The organism is Ruegeria sp. THAF57, assembly GCF_903914075.1.
Lineage (GTDB): Bacteria > Pseudomonadota > Alphaproteobacteria > Rhodobacterales > Rhodobacteraceae > Ruegeria.
The window spans coordinates 676,713-691,892 of record NZ_CAIWNQ010000003.1; the positions used below are offsets into that span (position 1 = coordinate 676,713).

General features: G+C 58.7%; 16 protein-coding genes. 9 read left to right on the forward strand and 7 right to left on the reverse strand.

What is annotated here, in order from left to right:
• Window positions 1-19: 19 nt before the first annotated feature.
• Complete coding sequence (rpmF, locus tag RUESEDTHA_RS11220) at window positions 20-226, reverse strand: 50S ribosomal protein L32 (RefSeq protein WP_008756996.1); 207 nt, start codon at window positions 224-226, stop codon at window positions 20-22.
• A 206-nt stretch (window positions 227-432) separates the two neighbouring features.
• The gene (locus tag RUESEDTHA_RS11225) at window positions 433-969 is read right to left on the reverse strand and encodes a DUF177 domain-containing protein (protein WP_180886829.1); all 537 of its coding nucleotides are present in this window, start codon (window positions 967-969) and stop codon (window positions 433-435) included.
• A gap of 85 nt (window positions 970-1,054) precedes the next feature.
• Here RUESEDTHA_RS11225 and RUESEDTHA_RS11230 point away from each other — a divergent pair, with 85 nt between their 5' ends.
• From RUESEDTHA_RS11230 to RUESEDTHA_RS11240, 3 genes are all read left to right on the forward strand, one after another.
• A complete protein-coding gene (locus RUESEDTHA_RS11230) occupies window positions 1,055-1,531 on the forward strand; it encodes an outer membrane protein assembly factor BamE (RefSeq protein WP_180886831.1) in 477 nt (158 codons plus the stop codon).
• Window positions 1,532-1,628: 97 nt separating this feature from the next.
• Window positions 1,629-2,363: a GNAT family N-acetyltransferase gene (locus RUESEDTHA_RS11235; RefSeq protein WP_180886833.1), complete on the forward strand. Its 735-nt coding sequence runs from the start codon at window positions 1,629-1,631 to the stop codon at window positions 2,361-2,363.
• Between the two features lie 41 nt (window positions 2,364-2,404).
• Complete coding sequence (locus tag RUESEDTHA_RS11240) at window positions 2,405-4,213, forward strand: ABC-F family ATP-binding cassette domain-containing protein (protein WP_255431697.1); 1,809 nt, start codon at window positions 2,405-2,407, stop codon at window positions 4,211-4,213.
• A gap of 3 nt (window positions 4,214-4,216) precedes the next feature.
• Here RUESEDTHA_RS11240 and RUESEDTHA_RS11245 read toward each other — a convergent pair whose 3' ends face one another.
• Window positions 4,217-4,972 (reverse strand): 3-hydroxyacyl-CoA dehydrogenase, encoded by a 756-nt coding sequence (locus tag RUESEDTHA_RS11245; RefSeq protein WP_180886834.1) that lies wholly within the window; start codon window positions 4,970-4,972, stop codon window positions 4,217-4,219.
• Window positions 4,973-5,214: 242 nt separating this feature from the next.
• Between RUESEDTHA_RS11245 and RUESEDTHA_RS11250 the strand changes: the two genes are divergently transcribed.
• A complete protein-coding gene (locus RUESEDTHA_RS11250) occupies window positions 5,215-6,171 on the forward strand; it encodes a hypothetical protein (protein ID WP_180886836.1) in 957 nt (318 codons plus the stop codon).
• Between the two features lie 94 nt (window positions 6,172-6,265).
• On the opposite strand, the gene tyrS is transcribed toward RUESEDTHA_RS11250, so the two are convergent.
• Entirely contained in the window at window positions 6,266-7,510 is a 1,245-nt protein-coding gene (gene tyrS, locus RUESEDTHA_RS11255) for a tyrosine--tRNA ligase (protein WP_180886838.1), read from the reverse strand.
• Between the two features lie 198 nt (window positions 7,511-7,708).
• Between tyrS and RUESEDTHA_RS11260 the strand changes: the two genes are divergently transcribed.
• Complete coding sequence (locus tag RUESEDTHA_RS11260; RefSeq protein WP_180886840.1) at window positions 7,709-8,833, forward strand: anhydro-N-acetylmuramic acid kinase; 1,125 nt, start codon at window positions 7,709-7,711, stop codon at window positions 8,831-8,833.
• On the opposite strand, the gene RUESEDTHA_RS11265 is transcribed toward RUESEDTHA_RS11260, so the two are convergent.
• On the reverse strand, window positions 8,799-9,689 hold the full coding sequence (locus RUESEDTHA_RS11265; protein ID WP_180886841.1) for a fatty acid desaturase: 891 nt from the start codon (window positions 9,687-9,689) through the stop codon (window positions 8,799-8,801). The genes RUESEDTHA_RS11260 and RUESEDTHA_RS11265 overlap by 35 nt on opposite strands.
• A 3-nt stretch (window positions 9,690-9,692) precedes the next feature.
• Window positions 9,693-10,112, reverse strand: a complete 420-nt coding sequence (locus RUESEDTHA_RS11270) for a cupin domain-containing protein (RefSeq protein ID WP_180886843.1) — start codon at window positions 10,110-10,112, stop codon at window positions 9,693-9,695.
• Between the two features lie 84 nt (window positions 10,113-10,196).
• Between RUESEDTHA_RS11270 and RUESEDTHA_RS11275 the strand changes: the two genes are divergently transcribed.
• The gene (locus RUESEDTHA_RS11275) at window positions 10,197-11,615 is read left to right on the forward strand and encodes a YdiU family protein (RefSeq protein WP_180886845.1); all 1,419 of its coding nucleotides are present in this window, start codon (window positions 10,197-10,199) and stop codon (window positions 11,613-11,615) included.
• Between the two features lie 10 nt (window positions 11,616-11,625).
• Here the strand turns inward: RUESEDTHA_RS11275 and RUESEDTHA_RS11280 are convergent, their stop codons facing one another.
• Window positions 11,626-12,513, reverse strand: coding sequence for a DMT family transporter (locus tag RUESEDTHA_RS11280; protein WP_180886847.1), 888 nt, complete (start codon window positions 12,511-12,513; stop codon window positions 11,626-11,628).
• A gap of 236 nt (window positions 12,514-12,749) precedes the next feature.
• Here RUESEDTHA_RS11280 and RUESEDTHA_RS11285 point away from each other — a divergent pair, with 236 nt between their 5' ends.
• From RUESEDTHA_RS11285 to RUESEDTHA_RS11295, 3 genes are all read left to right on the forward strand, one after another.
• Window positions 12,750-13,454 carry an endonuclease/exonuclease/phosphatase family protein gene (locus RUESEDTHA_RS11285; protein ID WP_180886849.1) on the forward strand — a complete coding sequence of 235 codons (705 nt, stop codon included), beginning with the start codon at window positions 12,750-12,752 and terminating at the stop codon, window positions 13,452-13,454.
• A 74-nt stretch (window positions 13,455-13,528) separates the two neighbouring features.
• Window positions 13,529-13,942, forward strand: a complete 414-nt coding sequence (locus RUESEDTHA_RS11290; protein ID WP_180886850.1) for a Fur family transcriptional regulator — start codon at window positions 13,529-13,531, stop codon at window positions 13,940-13,942.
• 136 nt (window positions 13,943-14,078) lie between these two features.
• Window positions 14,079-14,960 (forward strand): DMT family transporter, encoded by an 882-nt coding sequence (locus RUESEDTHA_RS11295; protein WP_180886851.1) that lies wholly within the window; start codon window positions 14,079-14,081, stop codon window positions 14,958-14,960.
• The last annotated feature ends 220 nt before the right edge of the window (window positions 14,961-15,180 follow it).

Below are 15,180 nucleotides of genomic sequence, written 5' to 3' on the forward strand. Positions count from 1 at the left end.
GGCCTGCACTAAGAAAGGCTTAGGCCGCGTCTTCGTCCAGGTCGATTTCGTCGGCCTGAGCGACGACTTCACGGTCATCATAGTGGCCGCAGGACGCACAGACGTGGTGCGGGCGCTTCAGCTCACCACAGTTGGGGCATTCGTTCGGGTTTGCAGCAACCAGAGCGTCATGTGCGCGGCGGTTGTTGCGGCGCGACTTGGAAACTTTGTTCTGTTGGACAGCCATGGTCTCAACCTTTGTCTACTAAGGGCCAACAGATTCGCTGTGGGCCGGGTTTCATTCTTCGTTTTTCTCGTGGTTTGACGCGCGTTTAGGGGACGAGCCCCGCAATGTCCAACCCAAATTCCGATGAGCGCGCGAAAATACTGCGATTCTCGACATGTTCAAGCGATTTTTCTGAGGGCGTGCTATGACAGGAAATCTGCGCGGTGTCACTCGTCTTTTTTCATCGCATCGCGCAAACTGGCAAGCCCGGCAAAGGGTTTGACGTCTTCATCTGTCATCGCCTGTTTGCCCGGTTCAGTATAGTCGGCCTGTTCCAGTTCTGCACCGTCCTTGCGCGGGTATTGCGGCAGCGCCAGCGACAGCGCCTCGATCATGACCTGCGCCGGGTCAATCTCGGCCCCCAAAGGTTCCGAGTCGTCGCCTTCGGGAATCTCGAACTCTTCTTCGTCAGGGTCTGACCATTCTGCCAGGAACATGCGGGATACCGCCGTGTCGATCCTGGTCGTGACCGGTTCCAATGTCACGACGCAAGGCTGAATGACCGTTGCCCCCAATTTCCCAGTCAAAGCCCAGTCCCGTTTGCCGTGCGCGCGCAGTTCGCCAACGAAGCTGAGTTTGCGCAATCCGAGCAGGCCAAGATCCTCTTTGATCACGTCCAGCCATCTGGCATCTGGGCGCAGATCAAAGGTGGTTGGCGTGTTCTGGGGCAGGTCTGCGACCCGCAGAGAAGTCTGGTTGCTCATTCGTGACCCTTTCCTGTGTTGAACCGGGGCTGCGGTTTGATGTAATCGGATAGGGTCCGCAAGGGGCCAAGGCAAGAGGGTGTGAATGTTGAAGGTTGTGAACAGGTTGAAACCGGCGTCCAAAGCGCTTGTATTTGGGGCGTGTCTGGTTGTCGCCGGTGCGTGTACGCCTGTTTTCGAGAATCACGGGTATGTCCCCACACCAGAAGAGCTGGCAGAGATCAAAGTCGGCGTCGACACCCGCGACAGCGTGATCGAAGCCGTCGGCGCGCCAACGTCGTCCGGCGTGGTGCGGGACTCCGGTTATTACTATGTGCGCTCCAAAGTCCGACATTACGGCCCTAAACGCCCCGAAGTCGTCGAACGTCAACTGGTCGCGATCAGCTTTGATCAACGTGGGGTCGTGCGCAATATCGAACGCTTCGGGCTTGAGGACGGAGTTGTCGTTCAGTTGGATCGCCGCGTGACCGATTCCAGTATCGAGGGCCGGGGCTTCCTGCGTCAACTGCTTGGCAACATTGGCAACTTCAACCCTGCGAACATTCCCGGCGCGACCAATTAATTTGTAGCCAGTTCTTGTCGCAGTCACACGACGGTCACACATAGTGTGATAGTCACGCAGCAGGAAGAAACGGGTCTGCAACCGCGGAGGTGCGACCATGGCACTATTGCTCGGCAAGGGCCGCTATCGCGCGCGTCTGGCGCGAACGCCGCAGGATATTGCGGCGGCGCAGGGACTGCGGACGCTGGCCTTTGGAACGGAACAGGTGGATCAGGACGGTTTCGATCCCCTCTGCGCACATATTCTGGTCGAAGATACGCGCGCCGGCGGGCAATTGGTTTGCTGCTTTCGGATGCTAACGATGGATCAGGGGTCCGAGGTCGGGCGCAGCTATTCCGCTCAGTTCTACGACCTCTCGGCGCTTGAAGGGTTCACCGGCCGTATGGTCGAGATGGGGCGATTCTGCGTTCATCCTGACTGGACTGACCCTGACATCCTGCGCGTCGCATGGGGGGCAATGACCGCCTATGTGGACGAGAATAATGTGGAAATGCTGTTCGGCTGCTCATCATTTGCCGGGACAGAAACGTCCGAGTATCTGGACGCGTTTGCCATGTTGAAACATCGCCATCTGGCCCCAAAGCGCTGGTTGCCGCGCGTGAAGGCGCCCGATGTATTCCGCTTTGCCGCACGGCTGCGACGCAGGCCCGATGCCAAGAAGGCAATGCTTCGGATGCCGCCGTTGCTGCGCACTTATCTAATGATGGGAGGGTGGGTCAGCGATCACGCGGTTGTCGATCGCCACATGAACACGCTCCATGTCTTTACGGGACTTGAAATCGGCGCGATTCCCCCGGCCCGAAAGCGTCTGTTGCGCACGGTTGTCGGGTAATCGACGTTGACGCCTTGGCCCTGCCGGTTTAGCTGGCGGGCATGGCGAGAATTCCTTTGTTGCAGATGGCCGGTATTTCCCTGACCTTTGGGGGCGACCCGGTGTTTTCGGGGTTGGATCTGGTGGTTCAGCCGGGCGACCGCGTTGCGCTGGTCGGGCGGAACGGGTCCGGTAAGTCTACACTGATGAAAGTGATGGCCGGGCTGGTTGAGGCTGATCAAGGCGACATCGTTATCCCCCCTGGAAAATCTGTGGGTTATATGGAGCAGGACCCGGGGATGGATGGGTTTGCCACGCTTGGCGATTATGCCTCCAGCGGGTTGGAGCCCGGAGAGCTATATAAGGTCGAACGCGCGGGTGAAGGTTTGAAATTTGATCCGTCGCGCGCTGTTGAGACAGCCTCGGGCGGCGAACGCCGCCGTGCGGCGCTGGCCAAGCTAATGGCCGAAGCGCCCGACCTGATGCTGCTGGATGAGCCGACCAACCATTTAGATATTGAAGCGATTGCGTGGCTGGAACGCGAGTTGGGGTCGACCCGCGCGGCTTATGTCCTGATCTCGCACGACCGTGCATTTCTGCGTGCGTTGACCAGCGCGACCCTCTGGATCGACCGTGGGGTTGTTCGGCGGCAAGAACAGGGCTTTGAAGCATTCGAGGCGTGGCGCGACAAAGTCTGGGAAGAAGAAGATCAGCAGCGTCACAAACTGAACCGTCTGATCAAATCCGAGGCGAAATGGGCTGTCGAAGGCATCAGTGCGCGGCGTAAACGCAATCAGGGCCGGGTACGCGCGTTGCAGGCGCTGCGGGCAGAAAAAGCAGCACAGATCAAGCGTCAGGGTTCGGCCGCGATGACGCTGGAAGCCGGGCCCAAGTCTGGCAGAAAAGTGATTGAGGCCAAAGGGCTGGCCAAATCTTTTGGGGCGCAGCAGATCGTTCGGAATTTTGATCTGTTGGTGCAACGCGGGGACAGGGTGGCCTTTGTCGGCCCCAACGGTGTGGGAAAGACGACCCTGCTGAAAATGCTGCTGGGTCAGGAGCAACCGGACGAAGGCTCTGTGTCGCTTGGAACCAACCTTGAGATTGCCGTCTTCGATCAGACCCGCGCGCAGTTGGACCCGGAAATGACCCTGTGGGACAGCCTGACCGGCGACCCCGAGATGCGCGTTTCCGGTAAGGCCGATCAGGTGATGGTGGGCGGTCAGCCCAAGCATGTTGTCGGCTATCTCAAGGAATTCCTATTCGACGAACGGCAGGCAAGGGCCGCCGTCAAGTCCTTGTCAGGTGGAGAAAAAGCGCGGCTTTTGTTGGCCAAGCTGATGGCTAAGTCCTCGAACCTGCTGGTGCTGGACGAACCGACCAACGATCTGGATGTGGAAACGCTGGATTTGCTGCAGGAACTGCTGGACGATTACGACGGGACCGTTCTGCTGGTCAGTCACGACCGCGATTTTCTGGACCGTGTCGCCACGACCACCATCGCGATGGAGGGCAATGGCCGCGCCACAGTCTATGCGGGCGGGTGGTCCGACTATATTGCGCAGCGCGGTGACGTTTTCGAAAAGAAGACTGAGAAAACAAAGCCTTCAAAACCTAAGGTAAAGCAGGAAAGTCAGCCCAAATCGGGCCTGTCGTTTTCCGAAAAACACCGTCTGGAAAAGCTGCCTGCTGAATTGGAACGGCTTGAGGCCGAGATCGGTAAGCTCGAAGAGCTCATGTCCGATCCCGACCTGTTCACTCGCGAGCCGGTCAAATTTCAGAAAGCAACCGAGGCGCTGGTTGAACGGCAAGAAAAGCTGGCAGCAGCCGAAGAAGAATGGCTGATGCTGGAAGAAAAGGCTGAAGGAGCCTGACGGTCACCTCATTCGAAGGGCGCCGTCGATACGGATGACCTCTCCGTTCAAATAGCCCATTTCGACGATGAACCCGGCCAACCGCCCGAATTCACGCGGATCGCCAAGGCGCGCAGGGCTTGGGACATCCGCCGCCAGTTGCTGTTGTACCTCTTCCGGCAGGCCAGCGAGCATCGGCGTCATGAATATTCCGGGTGCAATGGCCATCACGCGGATACCGGATGAGGCCAAGTCACGGGCCATCGGCAATGTCATACCCACGATCCCACCTTTGGATGCGGCATAGGCGGTTTGGCCTTTCTGACCATCAAACGCTGCAATCGACGCCGTGTTGATGATCACACCCCGTGCGCCGTCCGACTCGGGCGCGTTCTTTGCCATCTGTTCGGCTGCCAGGCGCGAAACATTGAACGTTCCCACCAGATTGATGTCGATCGTGCGTTGGAATGGGTCCAGTGGATGAGGGCCTTCTTTCCCAACCGTCTTGATGCCCACGGCGATGCCAGCACAGTTCACCACAGCGGTGATCCGACCCATCCTGTCTACAGCATAATCAATAGCAGCGGTGACCGATGCCTCATCTGTCACATCCGTCTCGACAAAGTGCCCACCGATCTCAGTCGCAACCTCATTTCCGCGTTGGCCGTCGCGATCCAGAATAGTGACCTGTGCTCCGTTTTCGGCAAAGTACCGAGCGGTTGCCTCGCCAAGCCCGGATGCGCCGCCTGTGATTATGGCGGCGGTTGAGGGTAGTTGCATTTCCGTAACCTCTCCTTAGTTTCGACATATTGTGACCACATTTGATTGGTGGCGCGGGTACATATTGTATATCCATGCGCAATAACCGTCACAACTGGTGTTCTGGTTGGGTGTAATGAGTGGTGGCGAGCCTCATGTTAACGCATTTTCAGTATGCGTTTAACCGCGCTTCATCTGCGGCTTCCACTTTGTAATCGAAAAGCCTGGAGTACTTGGGTTTTTAGGGCGCAAGGAGATTAATGATGCGGATAAGACTGAAATCAAGCGTTTCAGCCTTGGTGGTATCCCCGTTCGTCGGGGTGTTGATGGCAACAACTGCGCAGGCTTCGACAGAAGTTTGCAATGCAAGAACGGCGCGGATCGCGGCCAATGCGGGTGACTATCAGGCCCTGTGTGATTGTACGCAAGTGACGCCAAGCTTTATTGAGCGTCTACAGCGACGGTCTGATTTTGAAACGACATTGGCGGTTACCGGCGAGCAGTGCCCCGCTTTGGCCACATTGTTGACAGATTTCACAACGGCGTCGATTGGGGCATTTTCAAATTCAGGCGAAAACCCGAACGACGATCAAGTGAGCCAAGCGGGATCTGGGCCGGGTGGAAATAATGGCGGCGACGGCGGAAACAACGGCGGCGGTAACGATGACCCCGGTAACGGCGGCGGCAACGATGACCCCGGTAACGGCGGTGGCAACGATGACCCCGGTAACGGCGGTGGCAACGATGACCCCGGTAACGGCGGCGGCAACGATGACCCCGGAAACGGCGGCGGCAACGACGACCCTGGAAACGGTGGTGGTAACGACGACCCTGGAAACGGCGGCGGCAACGGTGGAAACAACGGCGGCGGCAACGGTGGAAACAACGGCGGCGGCAACGGTGGAAACAACGGTGGCGGCAACGGCGGAAACAACGGCGGCCCCGGAAACGGGAACGGCAATAACGGAAACCCGGGCAATGGCGGCGGCAATAATGGCGGGTCAGGTCCGGGCACCGGGAATGGCGGCGGCAACAATGGTCAGGGCGGAGGCTCAGGCAATGGTGGCGGCGGTCACGGAAACGGCGGTAGCAATGGCGACGGTAAAGGCAAAGGCGGTGGCAAAGGTGGCCATGGCGGCGGAAAAGGCGGTCACGGCGACGGTAAAGGCGGCAAGGGCGGCCATGGAGGACACGGCGGCGGCAAAGGCGGCAAGCGCTAACCTGGCTTCACCAACTACAACGTAGCTTTACGAAAATTACGGCCACCCAGTGGGTGGCCGTTTTCTTGTGTTGCCTATCAGTTAAATCGAACGTTCAGCCCAGTTGAACCAGCGCGTGCCGTTTTTTCCCTGCGCTCAGCTTGATCGGCGATGACAGCGCGCCTGCGTCGATCATCAACCCCGCATCTGTCAGCGGTGCATCGTCCAGTTTGGCTCCGTTTTCCGCGATCAGGCGCTTGGCTTCCTTGCCGGATTTGGCGAGGCCGGACTTGACGATCAACTGCACGATCGAGGCAGGCAATTCATCCGCACCTATGGTCAGGGTCGGAAGATCGTCGCCCACGCCGCCTTTCTCGAACACTTCGCGCGCTGTGGCTTCCGCGGTCGCGGCGGCCTCGGCCCCGTGCAGCAGGGTGGTGACCTCGTTGGCGAGGCGGATTTTAGCCTCGTTGATCTCGGACCCTTGCAGCGCGGCCAGACGGTCACACTCGTCCACGGGCAGCTCGGTGAAGATCTTCAGAAAGCGGCCTACGTCGGCGTCGGTGGTGTTGCGCCAGAACTGCCAGAACTCATAGGCGCTTAGCATGTCGCCGTTCAGCCAGATCGCTCCGCCCTGTGATTTGCCCATCTTGCGGCCATCACTGGTGGTCAGCAGGGGTGTGGTCAGGCCATAGATTTCCTGATCCAGAACCCGGCGCGTTAGGTCGATGCCGTTGACTATATTGCCCCACTGGTCGCTGCCACCCATCTGCAGAACACAGCCATAGCGACGGTTCAGCTCAAGGAAGTCATAGGCCTGCAGGATCATGTAGTTGAATTCGAGGAACGACAGCGATTGTTCGCGGTCCAGACGGGATTTTACGGATTCAAAGGACAGCATCCGGTTGACCGAGAAATGCCGCCCGATATCGCGCAGGAAATCGAGGTAGTTCAGGCTGTCCAGCCATTCCGCATTGTTCAGCATCAGCGCGCCGGTGTCGCTGTCGTCATAGGACAGGTACTTGGCGAAAACCTTCTGCATCCCTGCGATGTTGGCGTCGATCTGTTTGGGGCCCAGCAGTGGGCGTTCGTCCGACCGGAACGAGGGGTCACCCACTTTAGTCGTACCGCCGCCCATCAGGGTGATCGGCTTGTGCCCGGTCTTTTGCAGCCAGCGCAGAACCATGATGTTCATCAGGTGACCGACATGCAGCGACTGCGCGGTGGCGTCATAACCGATATAGGCTGTTTGCACCCCACTGATCAGCGCGTCGTCAAGGCCTTGATAATCGGTGCAGTCGGCAAGAAAGCCGCGCTCGATCATCGTGGCGATGAAATCCGATTTGGGGTGGTAGGTCATATCCGTGCCCTTTGGGTTTGTGTTGCGGGGCAGTGTATAGGCGGTGGGGGTGGCAAGGAAAAGGCACCTTTTGCAGGAAAAGCGCGCGGTGCGCCTGATGTGGCTTGCGTTGTGTTTACGTTACCGTGCAGGTTGTGGCCAACGCGCTGATCCAACGGGCGCGAAGGACGCAAGAGGTAAGGCATGGGCAGGTAAGGCATGGGCCGGGTAATTGGCAAAATGGATACGGTCAAAGCACTGGGCGCAATGTCGGGCACGTCTTTGGATGGCGTGGACGCAGCCGTGGTCGAAACCGACGGGGTGCGTATCATGGGGTTCGGTCCCAGTGGCTATCGCGCATATTCCGACGAAGAACGTGCCACACTCAGGTCTGCCTTGGGCCATTGGCATGGTCCCGAAGTCGATGCCGCCGCTGAACTGGTGACCATCGCCCATGCCGAAGCACTTTCTGAATTCGATGAGATCGACCTGATCGGCTTTCATGGCCAAACGCTTGCACATGAACCGGGTGGGCGGGGAACCTTGCAGGTGGGCGACGGCGACGGTTTGACTCAGGCGTTGGGCGTTCCCGTCGTGTGGGATTTCCGCAGCGACGATGTCGCAATGGGAGGTGAAGGCGCGCCGCTTGCGCCGTTCTTTCACTTTGCCTGTGCCAAATGGATTGGGGCCAAGGAACCTCTGTGTTTTCTGAACCTCGGCGGGGTAGGGAACCTGACTTACGTGGACCCCGGTTTTGACGGCCCCGAAGCCCCTGGCGCGCTGCTGGCCTTTGATACCGGCCCGGCCAATGCGCCGGTCGATGACCTGATGCAAACACGGCTTGGTTTGCCGATGGACCGGGATGGCGCAGTTGCGCGCGGCGGAACGGTCGAGATGGGTGCGCTTGAATTGTTTCTGGCCGAGCCGTTCTTTAACAAGGTGCCGCCCAAATCGCTGGACCGGAACGATTTCGCGGAAATGATCGGGTTGGTGCAGGAACTGTCCGACTCCGATGCCGTGGCAACCTTGACGGGCATGTGTGCCGCAGGCGTGATGCAGGGGATGGAGCATTGCCCCAAGCCCCCCGCGCGCGCGCTGGTCACGGGCGGAGGCCGCCGCAATCCGGTCTTGATGGAAATGCTGCGCGCGGGCCTCGACTGCGCGGTCGAACCGGTCGAAGCCGTGGGTCTAGACGGAGACATGCTGGAAGCGCAGGCCTTCGCCTATCTCGCCGTCCGCGTGGCCAAGGGGTTGCCGACCTCGTGCCCGGGAACGACCGGGGTCAGGGCCTTGGTTGGCGGTGGTATGATCAGCGCTCCAGCGCGTGCACGTAGTCTGCCGTAAACTCAGCATACCCGTCCGAGGTGGATTGCAGGTGGACTTTAGTCCAGCGGTGCAGGGACGGTAATTTGTGGAAAGGTACATTCGGAAACGCATGATGTTCCGCATGAAAGGGCATGTTCCACGCCAAAAACCGGATCATGCGGTTGGTGAAGGTGGTACGTGAATTCTCAAGCATATTGGCGACCGGCGGGCAGAGACCGTGTTCTGCCAATAGGTACAAGCGCAGAAATGGTTGGCCGATTAGAACCGGAAGCAGCCACAGCCAGAACAGGATCGGTGTGAAAAACATGCTGATACCCGCAAGCGCATAGAGGCCAAGCAGCAATACTGCCTCAATCCGCATTGTGCGATGTTGTCGCTGGGGCAGGTAAGGCGCGTCGATCTTTCCGATCGCATTGTGAAAGAGAACGCGCGCCATGCCTTTCCAGTACGGCCAGCCACTGAGGTAGATCATAAGGTCAGGCCAGCGCTCCGGTCTGGGTTTGCCGCCCAGTTCCGGGTCTTTGTCCGGGTCATTGGTCCATTTGTGGTGGGCCAGATGAAAGTACCGAAACCACGTGAAGGGCAGGGCAATAGGCAACGAAACAAGGTGACCAACCGCGTCGTTCAGCCAGCCGGTGCGAAAGGGCGTTTTATGCGTGCACTCGTGGCTGAGTGTAAACAGAAACACCAGAAGCAGACCCTGAGGCAGCAGCAGAAGTGGCCAGAGCGGGACCCGTAAGGCAATGCCTAAACTCGTTACCAAAAGCAGCAGGACATATAGGGAAAGGTGCAGCAATCCTGCGATGTTCGAACGCTCTTGCAGGCGGTCTTTTTCCTCTGGCGGTATCGAGGCTATGAGGGCGCGGTGGTCCATTCTTCAACCTCGGGGAATGTCAAAGCCGGGATCAGCCAGTTCAAAGCCGTCAAACTCAAACCCCGGTGACACGGTGCAACTGACCAAGGTGTAAGCTCCAGTGGACCGGGCGGCTTGCCAATGGCCTTTTGGCACAAGCAGTTGGGGCGCGCCTTTGGAAAGGTCTGGGGTCAGCACGTGATCCACGGCAGGCCCGGTATCTGTATCGCTGATGGACAGGATAAGCGGCGCACCAGCGTGGAATAGCCAAATCTCGGTCGCGTCGACGCGGTGCCAGTGGCTGCGCTCACCCTCTGCCAATAGGAAATAGATGCAGGTGCCCGTGGCGCGGCCTTCGTTTTCCGCGCGCCAGGTTTCGCGAAACCAGCCGCCTTCGGGGTGTTGTTTCAGTTTCAGCTGGTCGATGATGTCTTGTGCAGTCATTGGTGCCTCGTGGTTGCGAATGATTATGCACGGGTTTGCGTGATCCGCTATGGTATTCGGCCGGATCAGGAATATGTTTGCCGCATGACCCTGATGATCCCATTCGACAACACCTATGCCCGGCTTCCCAACAGCTTTTATGCTCGGCAGGCTCCGATTCCCGTGCGTGCACCGCAACTGATCGCGTTCAACGAAGACCTTGCGCGTGTTTTGCGCGTCACTCCGGGCGATGTGCAGGAAATGGCCGAGGCCTTTGCCGGGAATACGCTGCCCGAAGGGTCCGAGCCGATTGCGCAGCTTTATTCCGGGCACCAGTTCGGCAACTACAACCCGCAACTTGGCGATGGTCGCGCCGTTCTGTTGGGTGAAACCGTTGGGAACGACGGGGTGCGCCGGGACATTCAGCTCAAAGGCTCGGGTCCAACACCGTTTTCCCGACAGGGCGACGGACGGGCCTGGCTGGGTCCGGTCCTGCGGGAATACGTTGTGTCCGAGGCGATGCACGCGCTGGGCATTCCAACGACACGGGCGCTGGCTGCGGTTGAAACCGGAGAGGTCGTCCTGCGCGAAGGGCCTATGCCCGGCGCTGTGCTGACGCGAGTTGCGCAAAGTCATCTGCGCGTGGGGACGTTTCAGGTCTTTGCGTCGCGTGGCCAGTTTGACAGCCTGCGCCAACTGACGGACTACGCTATTCAACGGCACTACCCTCAGGCCAAAGGGCCAATGGGTCTGTTGCGCGCCGTGGTCCAGAAACAATCCGAACTGATCGCCGCATGGATGAGCGTGGGCTTCATTCACGGCGTTATGAACACCGACAATAGCTCGATCGCGGGCGAGACCATAGATTATGGACCCTGCGCCTTTATGGACACCTATCATCCGAATACGGTCTACAGCTCGATCGACCGTATGGGCCGCTACGCCTATTCCAACCAGCCTGAGATTGCCGTTTGGAATGCCGCGCAGCTTGCGACCGCCCTGATCCAACAGGTCGAGGACAAGCAGGCGGCGGTGGAAGAAGCGACCGAGATTGTTCATGCCATGCCGGATTTGTTGCAAGAGAACTGGCAAGCACGCTTTCGGTCCAAATTGGGACTGTCGACCTCGGAAGAGGGGGATGAGGGGTTGATTACTGATCTATTGGTGCGCATGGCGCAAAATCAGGCCGACTTCACCAATACGTTCCGCGCGCTGGGCAGCGATACAGCCCGCGATCAATTCATGGACCCGGCTGCGTTTGACGCATGGGCTGAGGGTTGGAAGGCTCGGTTACAGCGGGAAGACGATCCATTCCCGGTCATGGTCGCGGCGAACCCCGCCTTTATCCCGCGCAACCATCGGGTTGAACAAATGATTGAGGCGGCTGTGCAGGGTGACTATGGCCCGTTCCATCGCTTGAACCGGGTTCTGGCGCAGCCGTTTAAGGAACAACCCGATGAGGCCGACCTCAAACGTCCTCCGGAACAGAGCGAAGTGGTGCATGCGACATTCTGCGGGACATAAGCGTTCGTGATTATTTGCGCACGATTTCCAAGACTGCTGCGCCGACAATCAGAACGGCACCCAACAGTTCGCGCAGACCAAAGGGTTCGCCCGAAAACGCAGCGGCCGAGGCGATACCGACGACAACCTCGCTCATCAACAGGATGCCAACCCGCGCGGGGGACAGCTTGGTCGCGGGCCAGATCGTCATATAGACCATGGGCAGCGTGTATAGGGCGGACAGAAGGGCAAGTTGAAGTATCCAAAGATAGTCGCCTTGGGCGAGGGCGGGCAGAACAGGGCCGCGAATAAGGGCGAGGCTGAGAAAAGACAGGATCAGTGCGCCCAACACAAAGGCAAACACCTGCCCGGAAACGGAAATATTGCTGGCCCGATACAGCCCAAGGGTCCCTAGCGCCCAACAGATGCCCGACGCCAGCGCCAGCCAGTCGCCTGCGTTTTGAGGCCATGGCACAAAGCCTTCGCCGCCCAACACGACGAACAACCCTGCGATCCCGCAGACCAGCCCGGCAAAGCGACCCCAGCTTAGGCGCTCGCCCAGGAAAGCCATCCCAAGTATCGTCCCCCAGATTGGCGTCAGATAGAACAGAAGGATCGAGCGGACGACGTCCGTGTAGACAAGGCTCAGGGAATACAGGCTGAACGCTGCCCCGGTGAACATCCCGCTAAGGGCGAGATTTCGCCATTGTAAGGCCAGCGCCAGACGCTCGCGCCAAACCATAGGGATCAGAACAAGCAGGGCCGAGCCATACATCGCGATACCCGGCCACGGGCCTGTCAAGCCAAGGTCATAGAAGAACCGGACCGGAATCCAATACAGCCCCCACATCATTCCGCCAATGACAAGGATGACGCTGGCGCGAGTGGTATTGTCCGTGTGAACTGAGTTGGAAGTCATGAACGTCCTCGGAAGTCGGCAAGCAGCACTGGCCTGTTGTCGGGATAGAGGGAACGTTGGCTGGGGATCAAGTGGAACATGTACGTCGGTCCATGTCCGGCCGTGAAGCGCGGAAATCTTGGGCTGTTGAACGAGGCCGCCTTCAAAATCCTGTATCAGCGCATCATTCGGGCGTCGGGGGGTTGCACCTGACAGTCATCGTGGCACTCTTGGTTCAAATGTTTGATCAGGTCCAAATGCAAACTCATTCAACCCTGCGCATTGCGAGTTACAATATCCAGAAATGCGTCGGGCTTGACTTTCGTCGCCAGCCTCAGCGCATCCTGCAGGTGATCGAAAGCATGGAAGCCGATATCGTGGTTTTGCAAGAGGCTGACAAACGCCTGCCTCCACGACCGGCGGCTCTGCCTCATTTCATGTTGGATGAAGCGGGTTGGAAGATCGTAGATCTGGGCGGTGCGGGCAGTTTGGGCTGGCACGGCAACGCTGTCATCTGGCGTGGCGATACAATTCAGGAACGGGAGAAAGGTCACCACGACCTGCCGGGGCTAGAGCCTAGGGGCGCGGTACGGGTCGAGTTTGATACGCAGATCGGCCCACTGCGGGTTATGGGAATGCATCTTGGCCTGTTGCCCGCGTCCAGACGTCAACAGATCACGCATCTGCGGCGGTTCGATAATGATCTCGATCAGATGCCGACGGTCTGGGCAGGCGATTTCAACGAATGGTCGCGGCAGCCGGTGTTGGATCATCTGGCGCCGGACATGCGGTTTCTGCCGCCCGTTCCCAGCTTTCCCGCCGCGCAGCCGCTGGGCGCGTTGGATAGGATTGCGCTGGGCGACGGGTTAGAGGCCATCCTGCATGGTGTCCATGACGCTCGGCCAGCGCATATTGCTTCGGATCATTTGCCAATATGGGCTGATCTTCGGCGCGCCGCATAGAATGCAAATCCCCTGTGGCGCCAGCCGCGCAGACGTATTAAGACAGAGAACCGAATAAGCCCCGAGGGTCACTCATGTCCGATACGATCATCGCCCGTTGTGAGGCCAAGGGCCTGCGCATGACAGGTCAGCGCCGCACCATAGCGCATGTGTTGCAGCAAAGCGAAGATCACCCGGATGTCGAACAGCTGTATGCACGCGCGTCAGAGGTGGATTCGGGGATCTCGATAGCCACCGTTTACCGCACCGTGAAACTGTTCGAGGAGGCGGGAATTCTGGAACGTCTGGAGTTTGGCGACGGCCGCGCGCGCTATGAGGACGCCGAGCGGGATCATCATGACCACCTCATCGACATGCAGTCGGGCAAAGTCATCGAATTCGTAGACCCCGACATCGAAGCGCTGCAAGAGAAGATCGCGGCAAAGCTGGGATACAAGCTGAAAGGGCACCGGCTGGAACTGTACGGTGTTCCGCTGGAACAGGACTGACCCATCACGAAACGCGATCGGCAGTCGCACGCGATTTCATGAAACACGTCGCAATATCGCTTGCGACGTCTAGGATGTTACGGTTTTCCTGATCTGAGGGCTTGGCATTTACCTGCCCCTTTCTTTGGAAACGCGCATGAACAACGTACACGGCATTTTGCTGATCATAGGGTCGATGGCGGCCTTTGCGCTTGAGGATATGTTCATCAAGCACCTGTCGACCAGTGTTCCTACCGGTCAGATCATGATTGTTCTGGGGGTAAGCTGCGGGTTTTTGTTCACAGGTATGTCGCTGGCGACCCGAAAGCGCATATTTGACCCGCTGGCGTGGCAACCGTTGCCGATGGCACGGGCAGGGGCCGAGGCATTCGGGGCGGTGACGTTTGTAACGGCTTTGTCGCTGGTGGAGCTGTCAACCGTTGCTGCGGTCTTTCAGGCCATGCCTTTGGCGGTAACCATGGGGGCCGCGCTGTTTCTGGGGGAACATGTCGGTTGGCGGCGGTGGAGTGCGATCGGAATCGGTTTTGTCGGCGTCCTGATGATTATTCGCCCAGGTTTGGCAGGGTTTCAGCCCGAATCGCTTTTCGTTGTGGCAACCGTAGTCGCAATCGCTGCGCGCGACTTAATTACGCGCAAGCTTGATGCGCGTGTGGCGTCGTCCGTTGTGGCGTTGCAGGCTTATGTGGCGATCGCGGTGGCGGGCGCGGCGCTTATGGTCTTGTCGGGGCAACCTGTCACTCCGCTGCAGTCCGGACAGATTGGACCCTATCTGGGCGCGATCGGCTTTGGTGTTTTGGCGTATTACGCCATTGTGACGGCAATGCGGATCGGAGAGGCCTCGGCGTTGACACCGTTCCGCTATACGCGCCTTGTCTTTTCGATTGCGGCGGGGATGCTGATGTTCGGCGAACGTCCTGACGTTATGACACTTGCCGGGGCCTCACTGATCATCCTGTCCGGCATGTATACTTTTATCCGTGAGCGTCGTTTGGCCCGAGAATTGGCCGTTGCCGCCTGACGGATCGTCGCACGTTAGCCCAAACAATTGGCTGTTAGCCCTAAACCTGTGGAAATAGTGGTGTTAGCGATAACAGTGCCGGTTTACTTTTGACTCCGTGATGCTATGAGGCGTGCAACTGAATGCAGCCACAGGGATCGGCCTCATGAGCACAATCATCGACATCCACGCCCGGGAAATTCTTGACAGTCGGGGCAACCCGACGGTTGAGGTGGACGTG

Excerpts from the sequence above, each read along its gene's own strand:
- rpmF (WP_008756996.1), bottom strand. The coding sequence starts at position 226 with ATGGCTGTCCAACAGAACAAAGTTTCCAAGTCGCGCCGCAACAACCGC.
- RUESEDTHA_RS11225 (WP_180886829.1), bottom strand. The coding sequence starts at position 969 with ATGAGCAACCAGACTTCTCTGCGGGTCGCAGACCTGCCCCAGAACACG.
- RUESEDTHA_RS11230 (WP_180886831.1), top strand. The coding sequence starts at position 1,055 with ATGTTGAAGGTTGTGAACAGGTTGAAACCGGCGTCCAAAGCGCTTGTA.
- RUESEDTHA_RS11235 (WP_180886833.1), top strand. The coding sequence starts at position 1,629 with ATGGCACTATTGCTCGGCAAGGGCCGCTATCGCGCGCGTCTGGCGCGA.
- RUESEDTHA_RS11240 (WP_255431697.1), top strand. The coding sequence starts at position 2,405 with ATGGCGAGAATTCCTTTGTTGCAGATGGCCGGTATTTCCCTGACCTTT.
- RUESEDTHA_RS11245 (WP_180886834.1), bottom strand. The coding sequence starts at position 4,972 with ATGCAACTACCCTCAACCGCCGCCATAATCACAGGCGGCGCATCCGGG.
- RUESEDTHA_RS11250 (WP_180886836.1), top strand. The coding sequence starts at position 5,215 with ATGCGGATAAGACTGAAATCAAGCGTTTCAGCCTTGGTGGTATCCCCG.
- tyrS (WP_180886838.1), bottom strand. The coding sequence starts at position 7,510 with ATGACCTACCACCCCAAATCGGATTTCATCGCCACGATGATCGAGCGC.
- RUESEDTHA_RS11260 (WP_180886840.1), top strand. The coding sequence starts at position 7,709 with ATGGGCCGGGTAATTGGCAAAATGGATACGGTCAAAGCACTGGGCGCA.
- RUESEDTHA_RS11265 (WP_180886841.1), bottom strand. The coding sequence starts at position 9,689 with ATGGACCACCGCGCCCTCATAGCCTCGATACCGCCAGAGGAAAAAGAC.
- RUESEDTHA_RS11270 (WP_180886843.1), bottom strand. The coding sequence starts at position 10,112 with ATGACTGCACAAGACATCATCGACCAGCTGAAACTGAAACAACACCCC.
- RUESEDTHA_RS11275 (WP_180886845.1), top strand. The coding sequence starts at position 10,197 with ATGACCCTGATGATCCCATTCGACAACACCTATGCCCGGCTTCCCAAC.
- RUESEDTHA_RS11280 (WP_180886847.1), bottom strand. The coding sequence starts at position 12,513 with ATGACTTCCAACTCAGTTCACACGGACAATACCACTCGCGCCAGCGTC.
- RUESEDTHA_RS11285 (WP_180886849.1), top strand. The coding sequence starts at position 12,750 with ATGCAAACTCATTCAACCCTGCGCATTGCGAGTTACAATATCCAGAAA.
- RUESEDTHA_RS11290 (WP_180886850.1), top strand. The coding sequence starts at position 13,529 with ATGTCCGATACGATCATCGCCCGTTGTGAGGCCAAGGGCCTGCGCATG.
- RUESEDTHA_RS11295 (WP_180886851.1), top strand. The coding sequence starts at position 14,079 with ATGAACAACGTACACGGCATTTTGCTGATCATAGGGTCGATGGCGGCC.